Origin of the sequence: Klebsiella sp. RHBSTW-00484, from assembly GCF_013705725.1 — a bacterium.
Taxonomy (GTDB): domain Bacteria; phylum Pseudomonadota; class Gammaproteobacteria; order Enterobacterales; family Enterobacteriaceae; genus Klebsiella.
This window is the reverse complement of the sequence record NZ_CP055481.1, coordinates 3,691,708-3,707,106: the sequence shown is the minus strand read 5'-3', so window position 1 is coordinate 3,707,106 and position 15,399 is coordinate 3,691,708. Positions and strand designations below refer to the sequence as shown.

The window sequence follows — 15,399 nt, the reverse complement described above, 5'->3', positions numbered from 1 at the left end:
AGACATCATGAAATATCAGTTAACCGCGCATGAAGCGCGCGTCATTGGCTGCCTGTTGGAAAAGCAGGTCACCACGCCGGAGCAATATCCTCTATCGGTTAATGCGGTCGTGACCGCGTGTAATCAGAAAACGAACCGTGAGCCGGTGATGTCGTTAAGTGAGAGCGATGTTCAGGACCTCCTTGATACGCTAGTGAAACGACACTACTTGCGCACGGTGAGTGGGTTCGGTAACCGGGTGACCAAATATGAACAACGTTTCTGTAACTCTGAGTTTGGCGATCTGAAATTAACCTCTGCGGAGGTGGCTATCGTCACCACGCTACTTTTGCGTGGCGCGCAGACGCCTGGTGAACTCCGGGGACGAGCACAACGGATGCATGAATTCAGCGATATGGCGGAAGTTGAAAGCGTTCTCGAAAACCTGGCTAAACGCGAAGACGGTCCGTATGTCGCGCGCTTGCCGCGTGAGCCGGGAAAACGTGAAAGTCGCTATATGCATCTCTTCTGCGATGATATGGATTCACTTATCACCGCAGTGGAAGCCGTTTCACCGCCGGGTGATGATCTTCAGGCCCGTGTTGAGGTTCTGGAAGAGGAAGTGGCAGAGCTAAAAGCGCGCCTGGACTCACTGCTGGCTCATCTGGGAGATTAAGCATGTCGGCAAAACTACGCGTAGGTGTTGTTGGTTTAGGGGGTATCGCACAAAAGGCCTGGCTGCCAGTGCTGGGGGCCGCGGACGGCTGGACGCTACAGGCGGCGTGGTCCCGTGGAAAAGAGAAAGCGTTGCCCGTTTGCGAAACCTGGCGTATTCCCTATGCCGATTCACTAGAGCAACTGGCAGCACAGTGTGACGCTGTATTCGTGCACACTTCAACGGCTTCACATTATGAAATTGTGAGCCAACTGCTCAATGCTGGAGTTCATGTCTGCGTTGATAAACCGCTGGCGGATAAGCTCAGCGATGCGGAGTCACTGGTAGAACTGGCAGCCCGGCGTAATCTTACACTGATGGTGGGTTTTAACCGTCGTTTTGCGCCACTGTATCGTGAACTAAAAGCGCAATTGGGCAATGCGGCCTCGCTGCGAATGGATAAGCACCGCAGCGACAGCGTGGGCCACGATCTGCGCTTTACTCTGTTGGATGACTATTTACATGTTGTCGATACAGCATTGTGGCTGGCAGGTGATAAGGTGCGTTTGAGCAGCGGAACGCTGCAAACGACGGCGCAAGGTGAAATGCTTTACGCGGAACATCATTTCAGCTCCGCACAAATTCAGGTCACAACCAGTATGCACCGTCGCGGCGGTAGCCAGCGGGAGTGGGTACAGGCAGTGACCGACGGTGGGCTTTATGAAGTGCGGGATATGCGAGAGTGGCAAGAGGAGCGCGGGCTTGGCGTAATACAGCGTCCGGTTCCCGGTTGGCAAACGACGCTTGAGCAGCGTGGGTTTACCGGCTGTGCTCGTCACTTCATTGAATGTGTGCAAAATCAGACTGTTCCCGAAACATCCGGCGAGCAGGCGCTGTTGGCCCAGCGCATCGTGGAAAAACTCTGGCGCGAGGCGATGAGTGAATAACCCGTTGTAACATCTGGCAGTAGTATTTCAGTATGAACTCGGTAGACTATCGCCACTTTCCAGCGCCCGCATTTGCGGGCGTTTTACTCCAGGGTTGTGGAATTACACGTTAATGAATCTTTTAAAATCACTGGCGGCAGTCAGTTCGATGACCATGTTTTCGCGCGTGCTGGGTTTTGCGCGTGATGCGATTGTCGCTCGTATTTTTGGTGCAGGAATGGCAACCGATGCCTTCTTCGTCGCGTTCAAATTACCAAACCTTTTACGGCGTATTTTCGCTGAAGGCGCGTTCTCTCAGGCTTTTGTGCCAATTCTTGCCGAATATAAAAGCAAGCAGGGCGAAGACGCGACCCGCGTTTTTGTATCCTATGTCTCTGGGTTACTGACGCTGATACTGGCTTTGGTGACCGTTGCCGGTATGCTTGCGGCACCGTGGGTGATTACCGTGACGGCGCCAGGGTTTGCTGATACGCCTGATAAGTTCTTGCTAACGACTCAGCTGCTGCGCATCACTTTCCCCTATATTCTGTTGATTTCGCTGGCTTCTTTGGTTGGTGCGATTCTCAACACCTGGAACCGTTTTTCAGTACCTGCTTTTGCCCCAACTTTCCTCAACGTGAGCATGATTGGTTTTGCGTTGTTTGCTGCGCCGTACTTTAATCCGCCGATGTTGGCTATGGCGTGGGCGGTGACGGTTGGCGGTGTTTTGCAGCTCGCCTATCAGCTGCCGCACTTGAAAAAAATCGGCATGCTGGTGCTACCGCGAATTAATCTCAAAGATGCGGGAGCCGTACGAGTAGTAAAACAGATGGGTCCGGCAATTCTTGGCGTATCCGTCAGCCAGATTTCTCTGATCATTAACACTATTTTTGCCTCGTTTTTGGTCTCCGGGTCCGTTTCGTGGATGTATTACGCCGATCGCCTGATGGAGTTCCCGTCCGGCGTGCTGGGTGTGGCGCTAGGGACCATCCTCCTGCCTTCGCTGTCCAAGAGTTTCGCCAGCGGCAACCATGATGAGTACTGCCGGTTGATGGATTGGGGATTGCGCCTGTGTTTCCTGCTCGCGCTGCCCAGCGCAGTGGCGTTAGGGATACTTGCCAAGCCGCTTACCGTTGCGTTGTTCCAGTATGGCAAATTTACCGCCTTTGATGCGGCGATGACGCAACGCGCGTTGGTGGCATATTCCGTTGGCCTGATGGGACTGATTGTCGTGAAGGTGCTGGCACCTGGCTTCTATTCGCGTCAGGACATCAAAACGCCGGTGAAAATAGCGATAGTCACGCTTATTATGACGCAGGTAATGAACCTGGCATTTATTGGCCCGCTGAAGCACGCGGGTCTGTCATTATCGATTGGCCTGGCTGCCTGCCTTAACGCCGCGTTGTTGTACTGGCAATTGCGCAAGCAGAAAATTTTCACTCCTCAGCCTGGCTGGTTCCTGTTCCTGTTGCGCTTGGTTGTTGCGGTAGTGGTGATGGCTGCGGCGCTGCTCGGCATGATGTACGTGATGCCTGAGTGGTCGCTGGGGACGATGCCATTGCGTCTGCTGCGTTTGATGGCAGTTGTTGCGGTTGGCGTCATTGCCTACTTCGCGACGCTACTGTTGCTGGGCTTTCGCGTGAAAGAGTTCGCTCGGCGCACGGTCTGAGTCGCTTGATCAGAATACCAAGCCGCTCTGCAATCTATGCAGAGCGGCTTTTTTTACCTAACGATGCGCTGTGCCGAGACGACCCGGGCGCTTTCCAGCAAGCGGATCCCAAGAGCAATCGCACCGGTAATGACCGCCAGCACCACCACGCCACTCCAGCCCGCCATCACATACAGTTTGCTGCCAAGGACGGAACCGAGTGACATCCCAATAAATACCCCTGTGAACAGCAGCGCGTTCAGGCGACCACGTGCCTGAGGCTCCAGACCATAAACCAGATTCTGGTGGGCCACGAGGCTGGATTGCAGCCCGAGGTCAAAGCCGATAGCCGAGATGGCTATCAGGATCAGCTGGCCGTGTGGCGGCAGTATCGGTAGCAGGAACATCAGAGCAAAAGAGACGGTAACCAGCGCGGCACCCCATTGCGTGACTTTTTCTGCCCCAAATTTATCGGCGAGGCCACCGGCCAGAGGTGCGGCGAGCGCCCCGGCGGCACCTGCGATACCAAAGCCACCGGCTACCGCGCTCCCCATCTGATAATGAGCCAGTAACATGACCGCCAGCGTTGACCAGAATGCGCTGAAGGCGATAGAAAGGAAGCCCTGAGCGAATGCGGCGCGACGCAGTGCCGGATAGCGTTGCCACAGATGCGCCATAGATTTCATCAACTGCGGGTAGCTTAGGGTTGAGTGAATTTTAAAGCGTGGCAGAACACGCCACATCACCAGGCCAATCAGCGCGATGCTGACTGCTGCGGCTTGATACATCACCCTCCAGCCGAACAGGGCACCGACTAATCCGCTGACGGTTCTTGAGAGCAGAATCCCTAATAGCAGGCCGGTCATTACTGTGCCCACCATTTTCCCTTGTTTGCCTGCCGGAGCCAGGATGGCCGCCGCTGGTACGATATCCTGCGCCATTGTTGCCGCCATGCCGATAAGCAGGCTGACAATCAGCAGTGAAGTCAGTTGGCCAGTCAGACTACATAAAAGTAAAAGTACTGCCAGTGCGACGCTTTTCATCAGAATCAGCGTCCGGCGATCGTGGCGGTCGCCAAGCGGGAGAAGAAAAAGAATACCCAGCGCGTAGCCCGCTTGCGTTAGGGTCGGAACCAGCCCCATTCCTTCTATGCTCAGATGCAGGTTAGCACCCATCAGCGGCAGTAGCGGTTGAGCGTAATAGATTGAGGCGACGCTGAAGCCTGCGCCCAGGGCGAGCATAAAAATAACCCATCCGGCGGCGCGGGAAGTGAGTGGAGTTGGTGTCATGATGAATTCCTCGTAGAAGCGATGGCGCTATTTTTCCCGGAATAGGGTTGGCGTGGTAGATAGACCAGTGGTAAAACGGTTATACGTAAAGCGTATAGGCAAAAGAAAAATGAAGAAGCAGGAGCGTATAGATCGCATAGAACTGATGCGAACGTTTATTCGCATCGTCGAGGCTGGTTCTCTCTCAGCGGCAGCTGTACAGATGAATACTACTCAGGCAACGGTAAGTCGACGATTACAGTCTCTGGAAGGCCTGCTTGGCGCGAAGCTGATTCTACGTACCACCCATGCGATGAAGTTAACCGATGACGGAGAGCGCTGTTATCAGCATGCGCGACAGGTTGTAGATGCCTGGCTGGCACTGGAAGACGATCTACGCATTACGGACGATCGGCCGGTCGGCGTATTGCGGGTAAGGGCACCACACGCATTTGGTCAGCAGCAACTATTAGGACCATTAGTAGGATTTCTACAGCGCTACCCGCAGCTGTCAGTGGAGTGGATGCTGAATGATAAGACAGTAGACTTTCTCAGTGACGGTATCGACTGCGCGATTCGTGTAGGCGCTGAAGTCGATCCAGCGACGGTGTCGGTACAACTGGCTGTGGTTCCACGTAGCGTTGTTGCCTCACCGTCATTACTGGCGAACTCTCCGACCCTAAAGACTCCACAGGAGATGTCGGCACTGCCGTGGGTAGCAATCAGTACATTTTATCAGCATGAAGTGATGCTGCAATCTGAGACCGACGGTCGGCAAATTACCTTTGCTATTGCCCCCTGTCTGAGTACCGATAGCGTACATGTGGCACGCAATACCGCGCTGGCTGGGCTGGGAGTAGCGATAGTCTCAAGCTGGGCAGTTGCGGAAGATATTGCCGCCGGGCGGCTGGTTGAACTGTTTCCGCAGTGGAGAGCTTCTTCGCTACCGGTGCATCTGGTTTATCCGTGGGCGCGTTATTATCCGACACGGCTGCGTAAGTTTCTTGATTTGATGCGAGAGGTGATGCCGCAGGTAGCAGGGATGCAGCAGCCGGAAGGGGAATAAAAAAAGACCGGCACAAAGGCCGGTCTTTTTAGGTGCGGAACTTACTCTACAGGTTGCGGACGAGTAGGCCCAGCTGACGCCTGATGGGTTGCACTGTGTCCGCCTGCTGCACCTTTACCATCAAAGGCGAAGTCTGGACGAATCCAGTCACTGTGGCGCGGCGCATCCGACTGATAGGCTGGAGCAGGTGCACGCGTCATCGGCGCAGTGGCGTTGCGATTAGCCACAACGACAACCGGGGCAACAACTGCTTCAGGCTCAGCTTCAACAACCGGCTCTGCTACAGGTGCTGGCTGCGCAGTTACAGGAATGTCTTCTACCACAGCAACGTCTTCAACTGCGGCAGGTTCTTCCGCAACCGCCAGCTCTTCTGGTTCGACAGTTTGTTCTGTAGCCGCTTCTACGGCTTCAGCGACGACAGCTTCAGCCACGACCTCATCTGTTGACGCGATCAGCTGCGGCTGTTCATCGACCGGCGCGGCGATAACTTCCGGATGAGTTGTTTCTACAACCGGAACTTCAGGTTCGCTGATGACGACTTGCGGCTCAGCGGCAATAGCCTGTTCCGCAACACTCTCTTCGACCACTGCGGGTGCTACCACTTCAGCGACAACCGGTTCTGCGACAGTAACTGGTACAATAATCGGCTCTACCACTGCGGTAGTGAACTCCTGAACCTGAGCTTCTTCTTGCTGCTGGTCCTGCGGGCGAACTACCGGGTAACGGATCCACACTTTACCAGAGGCCATTTCCGGCGATGCACAGGCTACAGTGAGCGGCATCGGGGATTGAGTCGGGTAACGTTCGTCACGATAGCGACGACGACGCTGACCGCTTACGCGCAGATGGCGAGGGGAGCGACGTGAGCGGCGCGGCATACCGTTAGACTCACGAGCATCGGCTTCGCGTGTATCAATGCTTTCGTCGTGCTCAGCGACAGTTTCAACAACAACCGCAGGTAGATCGACTTTTGCCAGTTCAGTACGCGGTGCGATGATTTCCGGCAGTACAGCTTCTGGCGTTTCAACAACCTGCTCGGCAGCAGCAGATTCAACACGAACCTTCTGTGCCAACTGGCGCGGTTTGCGACGTGGCATTGTCTGAACGCGTTCTTCCTGCTCGCTTTCCTGCACGACGGGTTCTTCAAGAGCCTGTGCTTTCGCTTCTTGCGGAGCCTGACGTTTATCATCATTACGACGACGGTTACGCTCGCGACGTGGCTGCTGCTCGTCACGGACTTTGCCTTTCTCCGCATCTTCACCGGTAGTCTGGCGAGGCTCACGCGCCTCGACGTTCTGCTGCTTCTCGCGGCGATTGCGACGGTTTTCTTCGCGAGACTCCCGACCTTCGCCGTTATCAGCACGATTGTCCCGGCTATCACGATTGTCGCGATTATCTCGATTATCTCGATTATCTCGATTGTCACGGTTATCGCGACGATCGTTACGGTCACGTCGGTTGTTGGAACGCGGTTTACGGCGCTCTTGCTGACGTTCGGTTTTCTCTTCGGCTTTCGTTTCTACCGCAACTTCAGCTGGCTTGGTTTCTTCCCCACCGGAGAACATATTTTTCAGCGCGCTAAAGAAGCGTGATACCAGACCCGGTTGAGCCGGTGCAGCCGCTTTAGGCGTAGCCGATGTTGCCGGAGTGCTGGCCGCCGGTGAGCTGGTTGGTTCATCCTGTGCAGGAGCAGGCGGTGCATCTGGCATCACAAAAGCAGCCAGTGCAGGTTGTTCTGGAAGTTTGCGTTCTGGCGGCTCTTCATCTGAAGGCATCGCCATCTCTTCTTCGTGCAGTTTCGGCAGCAGATAGCTCAGAGTCGAGGTTTCTTCACCTTTACGCACGCGCAGTACGGAGTAGTGCGGGGTTTGCATCTCATCGTTTGGAACGATGATAACGCGAATGTCGCTCTGCCGGGTTTCAATGGCGCTCACCGCGGCACGCTTCTCGTTAAGCAAGTAAGATGCGATCGGCACTGGAACGATGGCATGAACTTCTTTGGTGTTCTCTTTCAGCGCTTCTTCTTCAATCAGACGCAGAATGGAGAGCGACAGAGATTCGTTATCGCGAACGGTACCTGTACCGCTACAACGTGGGCAGACGTGATGGCTGGACTCTCCAAGCGATGGACTCAGGCGCTGACGGGACATCTCCAGCAGACCAAAGCGGGAAATATGGCTGATCTGAATACGCGCTCTGTCCTGACGCACCGCTTCGCGCAGGCGGTTTTCAACCGCGCGCTGGTGGCGTACAGGCGTCATGTCGATAAAGTCGATAACGATCAGGCCGCCGAGGTCACGCAGACGCAGTTGGCGAGCGATTTCATCCGCTGCTTCCAGGTTAGTGTTGAACGCGGTTTCTTCGATGTCGCCGCCGCGGGTAGCGCGTGCGGAGTTGATATCAATTGCGGTCAGTGCTTCGGTGCTATCGATAACAATAGAACCGCCGGAAGGCAGGCGAACTTCACGCTGGAAAGCGGATTCGATCTGCGACTCAATCTGATAGTGACTGAACAACGGGATTTCACCGGTGTACAGTTTGATTTTACTGCTGAAATCCGGGCGACCCAGCGCTGCGATATGCTGGCGAGCCAGCTCAAGCACTTTCGGGTTGTCGATAAGGATTTCGCCAATATCCTGACGCAGGTAATCACGGAAAGCGCGCACGATAACGTTGCTTTCCTGGTGGATCAGAAATGGCGCAGGGCGGCTTTCGGCGGCTTTCTTGATAGCTTCCCAGTGCTTCAGGCGGAAACTTAAGTCCCACTGCAGAGCTTCAGCGGATTTGCCGACGCCTGCGGTGCGTACGATAAGCCCCATGCCTTCTGGCAGCTCAAGGCTAGCCAGCGCTTCTTTTAACTCGGTACGATCGTCACCCTCGATACGGCGTGAAATACCGCCAGCGCGTGGGTTGTTCGGCATCAGTACCAGATAGCTACCCGCCAGGCTGATAAAGGTGGTGAGGGCGGCACCTTTGTTGCCACGCTCTTCTTTATCAATCTGAACGATCACTTCCTGGCCTTCACGCAGCACGTCCTTAATGTTAGGGCGGCCATGAGAGTTGTAGTTGGCAGGGAAGTATTCGCGGGCGATTTCTTTGAGGGGGAGGAAACCATGACGCTCGGCACCGTAATCAACAAACGCGGCTTCGAGGCTAGGTTCAATGCGAGTGATTTTGCCTTTGTAGATGTTCGCTTTTTTCTGTTCGTGCCCGGGGCTTTCAATATCCAGGTCGTACAGGCGCTGCCCATCAACAAGGGCGACGCGCAACTCTTCCTGCTGAGTTGCGTTGATTAACATTCTTTTCATCGTAACTTACTCATTATTCTTACATTGACGACTAAGCTACGGGCAGAGTAACGCCTTACCGGGGGAAACCGATGGCCTCGAGTCTGGTTCACGTCGCCAACCTCACGGTTGTCGCGCGCTTAAGAGGCGCAGAGTGTCGGTCGCCTGTATTTCAAACGGAAACACAGTGCAATTATCAGGGGAACTGCCTGGGATGTATCACCAGAGAAGATTCCATTTATACCCATCGTTTTTCACGTTGCAGGCGTGTTGGCTTAACCTGCTCATCTCAATCATTTGACTCAGATGAGCTCCCGGGAATCCCGGAGTTGACGCCTTCCTGCGACGTAAAATCCATAGAGCCTGTACCGGTAAGGACTGCAACCCGCAGCCCGCTAACTGTCTGAAAGATCAATACGTCTTACGCCATTGCTGCGTGGATGATCGGTCAGACAAAATTGGTCATTCCGCTAATTTCTTGTTCTAACAAGATTCAGCACGGAAAACTGCATCATTATTCCATTGCTAAGCTTGTTATAGCAAGTTGACTTTTACCTTTTATCATCCGGTTACTCACAGTTTCTTCACCAGCGTATACAGATTGTTCTAATAACAAACAAAACGACGATGAAGCATGCGATGCAATCCAGATAATGATAAATATAAGCATATAAAAATGAGTGGCGCTAATGCGTCGGGCTATTTAGAATCGCGCACCATGAAAACTGAGACCCCAAGCGTAAAAATGGTTGCCATTGCGGATGATGACGCAGGGCAACGTATCGACAACTTTTTGCGTACGCAACTCAAAGGCGTACCGAAGAGCATGATTTATCGCATCTTGCGTAAAGGCGAGGTGCGGGTGAACAAAAAACGTGTTAAGCCGGAATACAAACTGGAAGCCGGTGACGAAGTACGTATCCCGCCGGTGCGGGTGGCGGAAAGGGAAGAAGAAGCAGTATCTCCGCATCTGCAAAAAGTGGCCGCGCTGGCGGACGTCATTCTCTATGAAGACGATCACATTCTGGTGCTCAATAAGCCTTCAGGTACAGCGGTGCATGGCGGTAGCGGTCTGAGCTTTGGCGTGATCGAAGGTCTGCGTGCGTTGCGCCCGGAGGCTCGCTTCCTGGAACTGGTTCATCGTCTCGATCGAGATACGTCAGGCGTTTTGCTGGTTGCGAAAAAGCGTTCAGCGCTGCGTTCGCTGCATGAGCAACTGCGCGATAAAGGAATGCAGAAAGATTATCTGGCCCTGGTGCGCGGACAGTGGCAGTCGCATACTAAAGTGGTGCAGGCTCCTCTGCTGAAAAATATCCTGCAAAGTGGCGAGCGTATTGTTCGGGTCAATCAGGAGGGCAAACCTTCAGAGACCCGTTTTAAGGTGGAAGAACGTTATACCCATGCGACGCTAGTGCGCTGTAGTCCGGTAACCGGTCGTACCCATCAGATTCGTGTGCATACACAATATGCCGGTCATCCGATAGCTTTTGACGATCGTTACGGCGACCGTGAATTCGACAAGCAACTGGCAGGAACCGGCCTTAACCGTCTGTTCCTGCATGCCGCATCGCTGAAATTTACGCATCCGGGAACCGGGGAAGTTATGCGTGTCGAAGCGCCTTTAGATAATCAGCTTAAGCGCTGCCTACAGGTTTTGCGTAACGCAAAGTAATTCGTATCTGGCTCAGTGTTTGAGCCACTTATTAAGCTATGGGAAAACTTCGTCCTGTTGCACTTCATAAAAAACGTGGCCAAGTTCTGGTCACGTCTTCGTTTCCAGTTTGCCCAGTGCATTTTGCGATGCCCATACATTATGGACTTTGGCGAAGGCGTCGTTGACCCTTTTTAAGCTGCTGAGAAAATCGACGGTACGCAAATCTCCATAAGCCACTTCACCTGCCAGCGAGCGTCCAGGATTAAATAGCTACTGACCAGTAAAACGCTTATCGGGCTAACTGCTGAGAATTAACTGACCTTTCGCAGCTTGTCTCATGACATTTAATCAATGCATGCAACAATTATTTATTCTATATATAAAAAATACACAACAAAATATCTCACAATTTATTTGTATTACTGATAAAGAAGGCGTTACTTCATTTTGGATTTCACTCAGTAATAAGAGACATAGCGCATGATCTTTATAAAATAGGGAGTTCTCCCTATAGAAAATAGTAAGGATAGCTGCTTTTTTTGATTATTAATGTTTGGTATGGTTTTGATATATAAGGATTAATTAATTTTTTATGTTAATCGATATAGCTGTGTGTCATATACTCCTCAACAATGTCGATACATTTTAAATACAGTGGTGACATTGGTTGGGCTTTTTTTTTAAAAAAATAACTGAATCGTTTTTGCTAAATGTGATGCACTTCGTAGAAAAGAATAAATTTACTTTTATTGATATGAGGTTGCGATTTTTCGTATCTATATAATTACGTTTTTTAAACACATGTGCATCTATTGGCCTACAACTGAAAGAATTGACGCTGGGGATATGCTATGAATAACTCACGACGCTTGGTATATCTCTTAAGCGGCCCTATCATTTTTATTGTGGCTATCCTGCTTTTTTCACATAGCCTGACAACCCCAGGCGCACAGGCTGTCGGTACCTTGCTGTGGATGATCTTTTGGTGGGTTACACGCCCGGTGCACGTTGCCGTAACCAGCCTCCTGCCAATTATTATCAACGCGCTCTTTAATATTGTGCCGATGGGGAGCATTACAGCCCAGTATTGGTCCGATAGCATCATCCTTATTTTTGGTTCGGGACTGCTGTGCATCCCCTGGGCTTCGATTGGTTTAGATCGCCGGGTTGCTTTAAAAGTTCTTTCTCTTATCGGCCCATCAATGAAGTCGCAGATTACGGTCTGGTTGCTTGCCAGCATCGTAGCTTCAACCATTCTCCCGAATGTGATGGTTTGCGCATTGTTTACGCCTATTGCTATCGCCATGCTGGCAGCGTCAGGTTATGACGATATACCTTCATGTAAACCAGCGGTTCCAATCCTGTTGGCGATTGGCTGGGGGGTTGGTATTGGTGGTGTAGGGAGTCCTCTGGGGGGGGCGATGAACCTTGCGGCTATCTCAATTCTTGAAGAGCGTATTGGTCACGAGTTTATGTACGTTGACTGGCTCATTCGTATGGCACCGTTTTACATCATTATTTCGATTGTCAGCCTTGCCTGTATGCTGCTGATGCCGATGAAAATTAAAATGCTAAATGGAACGCGCGAGTACTTTGAAAAGAATTACCGCGAACTGGGTCCGATGACGCGTGATGAGAAAGCCTGCGCTTCGCTGTTCATTTTAGGCCTGATTGGCGCTTTTGCGCGTCCCCTGTATGCACCTATTTTTCCGGCACTGTCTCCCGCTCATTTATATCTGATTCTTGGTTGCCTGTGCTTTGTGATAACTACGGTCAAAAAAGGACCGATGCTGACCTGGGAGATGGCGCAACAAGAGACTATGTGGGGAATGCTTATTCTCTTTGGCGGTGGTTTAGCGTTAGGAAAATTGGTGAATGACTCTGGTGCAAGCGTTGGAATCGCCAGTCTTATCTCACAACTATCGCTCGATGGTGGACTGCTTACCATTATTGTATTTGTGGTTCTGGCCCGCATCATTTCTGAATCAACAAACTCAACTGCCTCAGCCGCTGTCGTACTGCCTATTGTCCTTGGATTTACCACCAAGCTTGGTTTGAATCCTATTCCCTACTGGTTTATTACCGTGATGGCCTTCAACGCAGAATTTATGCTGCCCATCAGCGTTCGGGCAATCCCTGTAGCCTATGGTCTGGATGCCCGGGCTATGTTCAAAGGAGGAAGCCTGATGGCTCTCATCCATATCATATTCGTGGTGATTGTCGGTTATACATGCTTGAAATTTTGGCCTACGTTCAGCCAACTCTCAGATTTTATGAAATAAGTACGCCCAGGCCAAATTTATAATTTTTAGGGCAGGGGAAGAAGAGGTATTCATGTCTTTTAATTACTGAAAATAGAAGGGAAGATGATGAAAGGCTTTAACTTTAAAATACCGCAAAACATTGAGTTTGGTATCGGCTGCCTAAATAAACTGCCGCAAATCTTAAAGGAAAATCATTCTGAAAATGTGCTCTTGATTTCCGACCCCGGTCTCGAAGGTCTTGGGGTAGTAAAAAAGATAGAAGATATTATTGCTTCAGCGGGAATTCATCATACCACCTGGTTGGGAGTGATTCCGAATCCGACTGTAGACGTCGTAAATGAAGCAACTGCGGTATACAAGAAATGTGGAGCAACGAGTATCGTGGCGCTCGGCGGAGGCAGTTCGATAGATGTTGCGAAAGCAGTGGGAGTATTAGTTAATTACGGTGGAAGTATCACTGACTACGAAGGGAGCAATAAAGTACCTGGACCGATTGTTCCGATGATCGCGATCCCGACCACGGCGGGAACGGGGAGTGAGGTCACGGCTTCGTCAGTCATTACGGATGAAGCCAGGAACTATAAACTCTCCGTTATCAGTTATGAGATTCTGCCCAAATATGCACTTTTGGACCCCGAATTGATAATGACAGCACCATCACATATTGCTGCTGCATGCGGTATTGATGCGCTGATTCATGCCTTAGAAGCCTATCTATCCACCAGCGCCTCTCCGTTTTCTGATGCCATGGCAGAAAAAGCGATGGAATTAATTGGTGGTAGCCTGCGTCGGTTTATTGCGAATAGAAAAGATGAGGCAGCAGCATGTGACATGATGCTGGGAAGTAATTTTGCCGGTATCGCCTTCGCGTGGGCCAGATTGGGTAATGTGCATGCGATGAGCCATCCGGTAAGCGCTTTTTTCCATGTGCCCCATGGTGTCGCGAACGCAATCCTTCTGCCAACAGTGATTGAGTATAATGCGCTTGCCGATTGTGGACGCTATGAGGTGATTTATAATTATATCCGTGAAGGTAATGGCGTATTAAATGGGTTTAAGCCGCAGATGCTTGTTGAGGAAATCAAAAAACTTAATGTCGATTGTGGAATCCCTGACTCACTGTCTGCTGTTGGTGTTAAGGCTGAGATGATCCCTGACATGGCAAAAGATGCTATGAAAAGCGGTAATATTCTGGTGAATCCACGGCAGTCGACATTAAAGGATATTATTGCACTTTACGAAAAGGCGTTATGACAGGGTTCTAAAACTTTAATGATTTTTTAAATTAAATTCTCCAGGTTGTGATAAAAGCTGAGCCATTGTGATCTAAATTCAATGTTCAGCTTTTTCTTATGGAAATGAATTGCGAGAAAAACCATATTTTGTTAAAAACGGATGTAATAGGTCAGAGTATCGACCCCCGGATTTATAAAAGTAATGGAGAGTGACCATGAACTACGAAAGTGTTGGTCAGTTAAATTTTTTTTCGGAAATGTCAGAACGACAAATATCTGCGCGGGAATTTTTTAGTAGCGTCTTATTGGATTCTCTCGAGCGAAACTTTGGTTTCAAAAAAATCTTAATTTCATATTTCGATACCCAGGGGAAGTTTCTTTCATGGGTCAACTGGGATGGTATTCATCTTGATGGTAAAGAGCATCCATACCGTAAGTTTATCGCGAATGATGTTGTCAGGCATGTGATACATCAGGAAGCGGTGGCCGATCAACTCACTTACTTTAATGTCACACCTAGACTATATAAATCAACCGATATTATTAACACGATCGATTATGAACACTCTGGTTACGTGCGATTTCTCGAGGAAAATTTCCAGCAGCATTATGGCGTGACAATGGCATTTGGTATCAATGCCTATATTCAGGTGGCTTTTTTTAAAAATCAGCAAGAGGGCGACTTCACTGATAATGAAATAGCTACGTTAAATAAAATATATGTTTATGTAGCCAACTCATACAAAAACTTCAAGAAGCACGAACAGGCTAAAATTGTCTCAAACATTCAAAATGAGATCATCTCTTCCGGTGAGAAAGCATACTTAATCACTGATGATTTTATGCACATCATGAGTTCGAATGAAATGGCACAGGAGTATTTGAAAGATATTCTTGGCCCATCAATTACTGAAGAAATTAGCAGTACTAAACCTTGTAACTGGCTGCCATTTTTATTGGGTAACGAAGGTGAGGGGGCAACCACAAATCGTGTCCAGACGCGGGTGATAAAAGACTATATTTTTAAGATCTATACTTATGATCAGAACTATTCCAACGGAATTATTGATACCTACCATTGGATCACCATTTCTCTGAAAGAAGACCGTAAAGTTAACGATTATTCTGGCGTCAAATTACCTCTAACTCAGGCAGAGCAGAAAGTTGCCGGGCTGATGTATAACGGGTTAACATATCAGGCAATTGCTGATGAACTGGTTATTAGTTACCATACTGTAAAAAAACATATACAAAATATATACATTAAATGCGGTGTTAATAGTCGTTTTCAATTATATAAATGGTTTGAAGATAAATAGTCGAACTGGAGATTTAAAATAGGGAGGATTCCCTATGTGAAATAGTAAGTCCGGGCGATTTTCTACAGCGTTCATTTTAGATATCCTGAGTTTATAGG

General features: G+C 50.2%; 10 protein-coding genes and 1 pseudogene. 8 read left to right on the top strand and 3 right to left on the bottom strand.

The annotated features are described in order from the left end of the window. The first annotated feature begins 7 nt into the window (after positions 1-7). From HV213_RS17660 to murJ, 3 genes are all read left to right on the top strand, one after another. Entirely contained in the window at positions 8-655 is a 648-nt protein-coding gene (locus HV213_RS17660) for a YceH family protein (protein ID WP_181482701.1), read from the top strand. A 2-nt stretch (positions 656-657) separates the two neighbouring features. Then, entirely contained in the window at positions 658-1,581 is a 924-nt protein-coding gene (locus HV213_RS17655; RefSeq protein ID WP_181482700.1) for a Gfo/Idh/MocA family protein, read from the top strand. Between the two features lie 112 nt (positions 1,582-1,693). After that, positions 1,694-3,229, top strand: a complete 1,536-nt coding sequence (murJ, locus tag HV213_RS17650; RefSeq protein ID WP_181482699.1) for a murein biosynthesis integral membrane protein MurJ — start codon at positions 1,694-1,696, stop codon at positions 3,227-3,229. A gap of 53 nt (positions 3,230-3,282) precedes the next feature. On the opposite strand, the gene HV213_RS17645 is transcribed toward murJ, so the two are convergent. Continuing rightward, positions 3,283-4,497 carry an MFS transporter gene (locus tag HV213_RS17645; RefSeq protein ID WP_181482698.1) on the bottom strand — a complete coding sequence of 405 codons (1,215 nt, stop codon included), beginning with the start codon at positions 4,495-4,497 and terminating at the stop codon, positions 3,283-3,285. Between the two features lie 109 nt (positions 4,498-4,606). Between HV213_RS17645 and HV213_RS17640 the strand changes: the two genes are divergently transcribed. Next, entirely contained in the window at positions 4,607-5,542 is a 936-nt protein-coding gene (locus HV213_RS17640) for a LysR family transcriptional regulator (protein WP_228288551.1), read from the top strand. A gap of 41 nt (positions 5,543-5,583) precedes the next feature. Here the strand turns inward: HV213_RS17640 and rne are convergent, their stop codons facing one another. Then, positions 5,584-8,850, bottom strand: coding sequence for a ribonuclease E (rne, locus tag HV213_RS17635; protein ID WP_181482696.1), 3,267 nt, complete (start codon positions 8,848-8,850; stop codon positions 5,584-5,586). A gap of 697 nt (positions 8,851-9,547) precedes the next feature. On the opposite strand from rne, the gene rluC reads away from it, so the two are divergent. Further along, positions 9,548-10,501 (top strand): 23S rRNA pseudouridine(955/2504/2580) synthase RluC, encoded by a 954-nt coding sequence (rluC, locus tag HV213_RS17630; protein ID WP_181482695.1) that lies wholly within the window; start codon positions 9,548-9,550, stop codon positions 10,499-10,501. A 36-nt stretch (positions 10,502-10,537) separates the two neighbouring features. Here rluC and HV213_RS33605 read toward each other — a convergent pair. Then, positions 10,538-10,672: pseudogene (locus HV213_RS33605) on the bottom strand (hydrolase); the annotation flags it as partial. A gap of 662 nt (positions 10,673-11,334) precedes the next feature. Between HV213_RS33605 and HV213_RS17625 the strand changes: the two are divergent. The 3 genes from HV213_RS17625 (at position 11,335) to HV213_RS17615 (ending at position 15,301) form a co-directional block, all read left to right on the top strand. Next, positions 11,335-12,765: an SLC13 family permease gene (locus HV213_RS17625; RefSeq protein WP_181482694.1), complete on the top strand. Its 1,431-nt coding sequence runs from the start codon at positions 11,335-11,337 to the stop codon at positions 12,763-12,765. A gap of 84 nt (positions 12,766-12,849) precedes the next feature. Beyond that, positions 12,850-14,001 carry an iron-containing alcohol dehydrogenase gene (locus tag HV213_RS17620; RefSeq protein WP_228288550.1) on the top strand — a complete coding sequence of 384 codons (1,152 nt, stop codon included), beginning with the start codon at positions 12,850-12,852 and terminating at the stop codon, positions 13,999-14,001. Positions 14,002-14,197: 196 nt separating this feature from the next. Next, entirely contained in the window at positions 14,198-15,301 is a 1,104-nt protein-coding gene (locus HV213_RS17615) for a response regulator transcription factor (protein ID WP_181482693.1), read from the top strand. Positions 15,302-15,399: the final 98 nt, after the last annotated feature.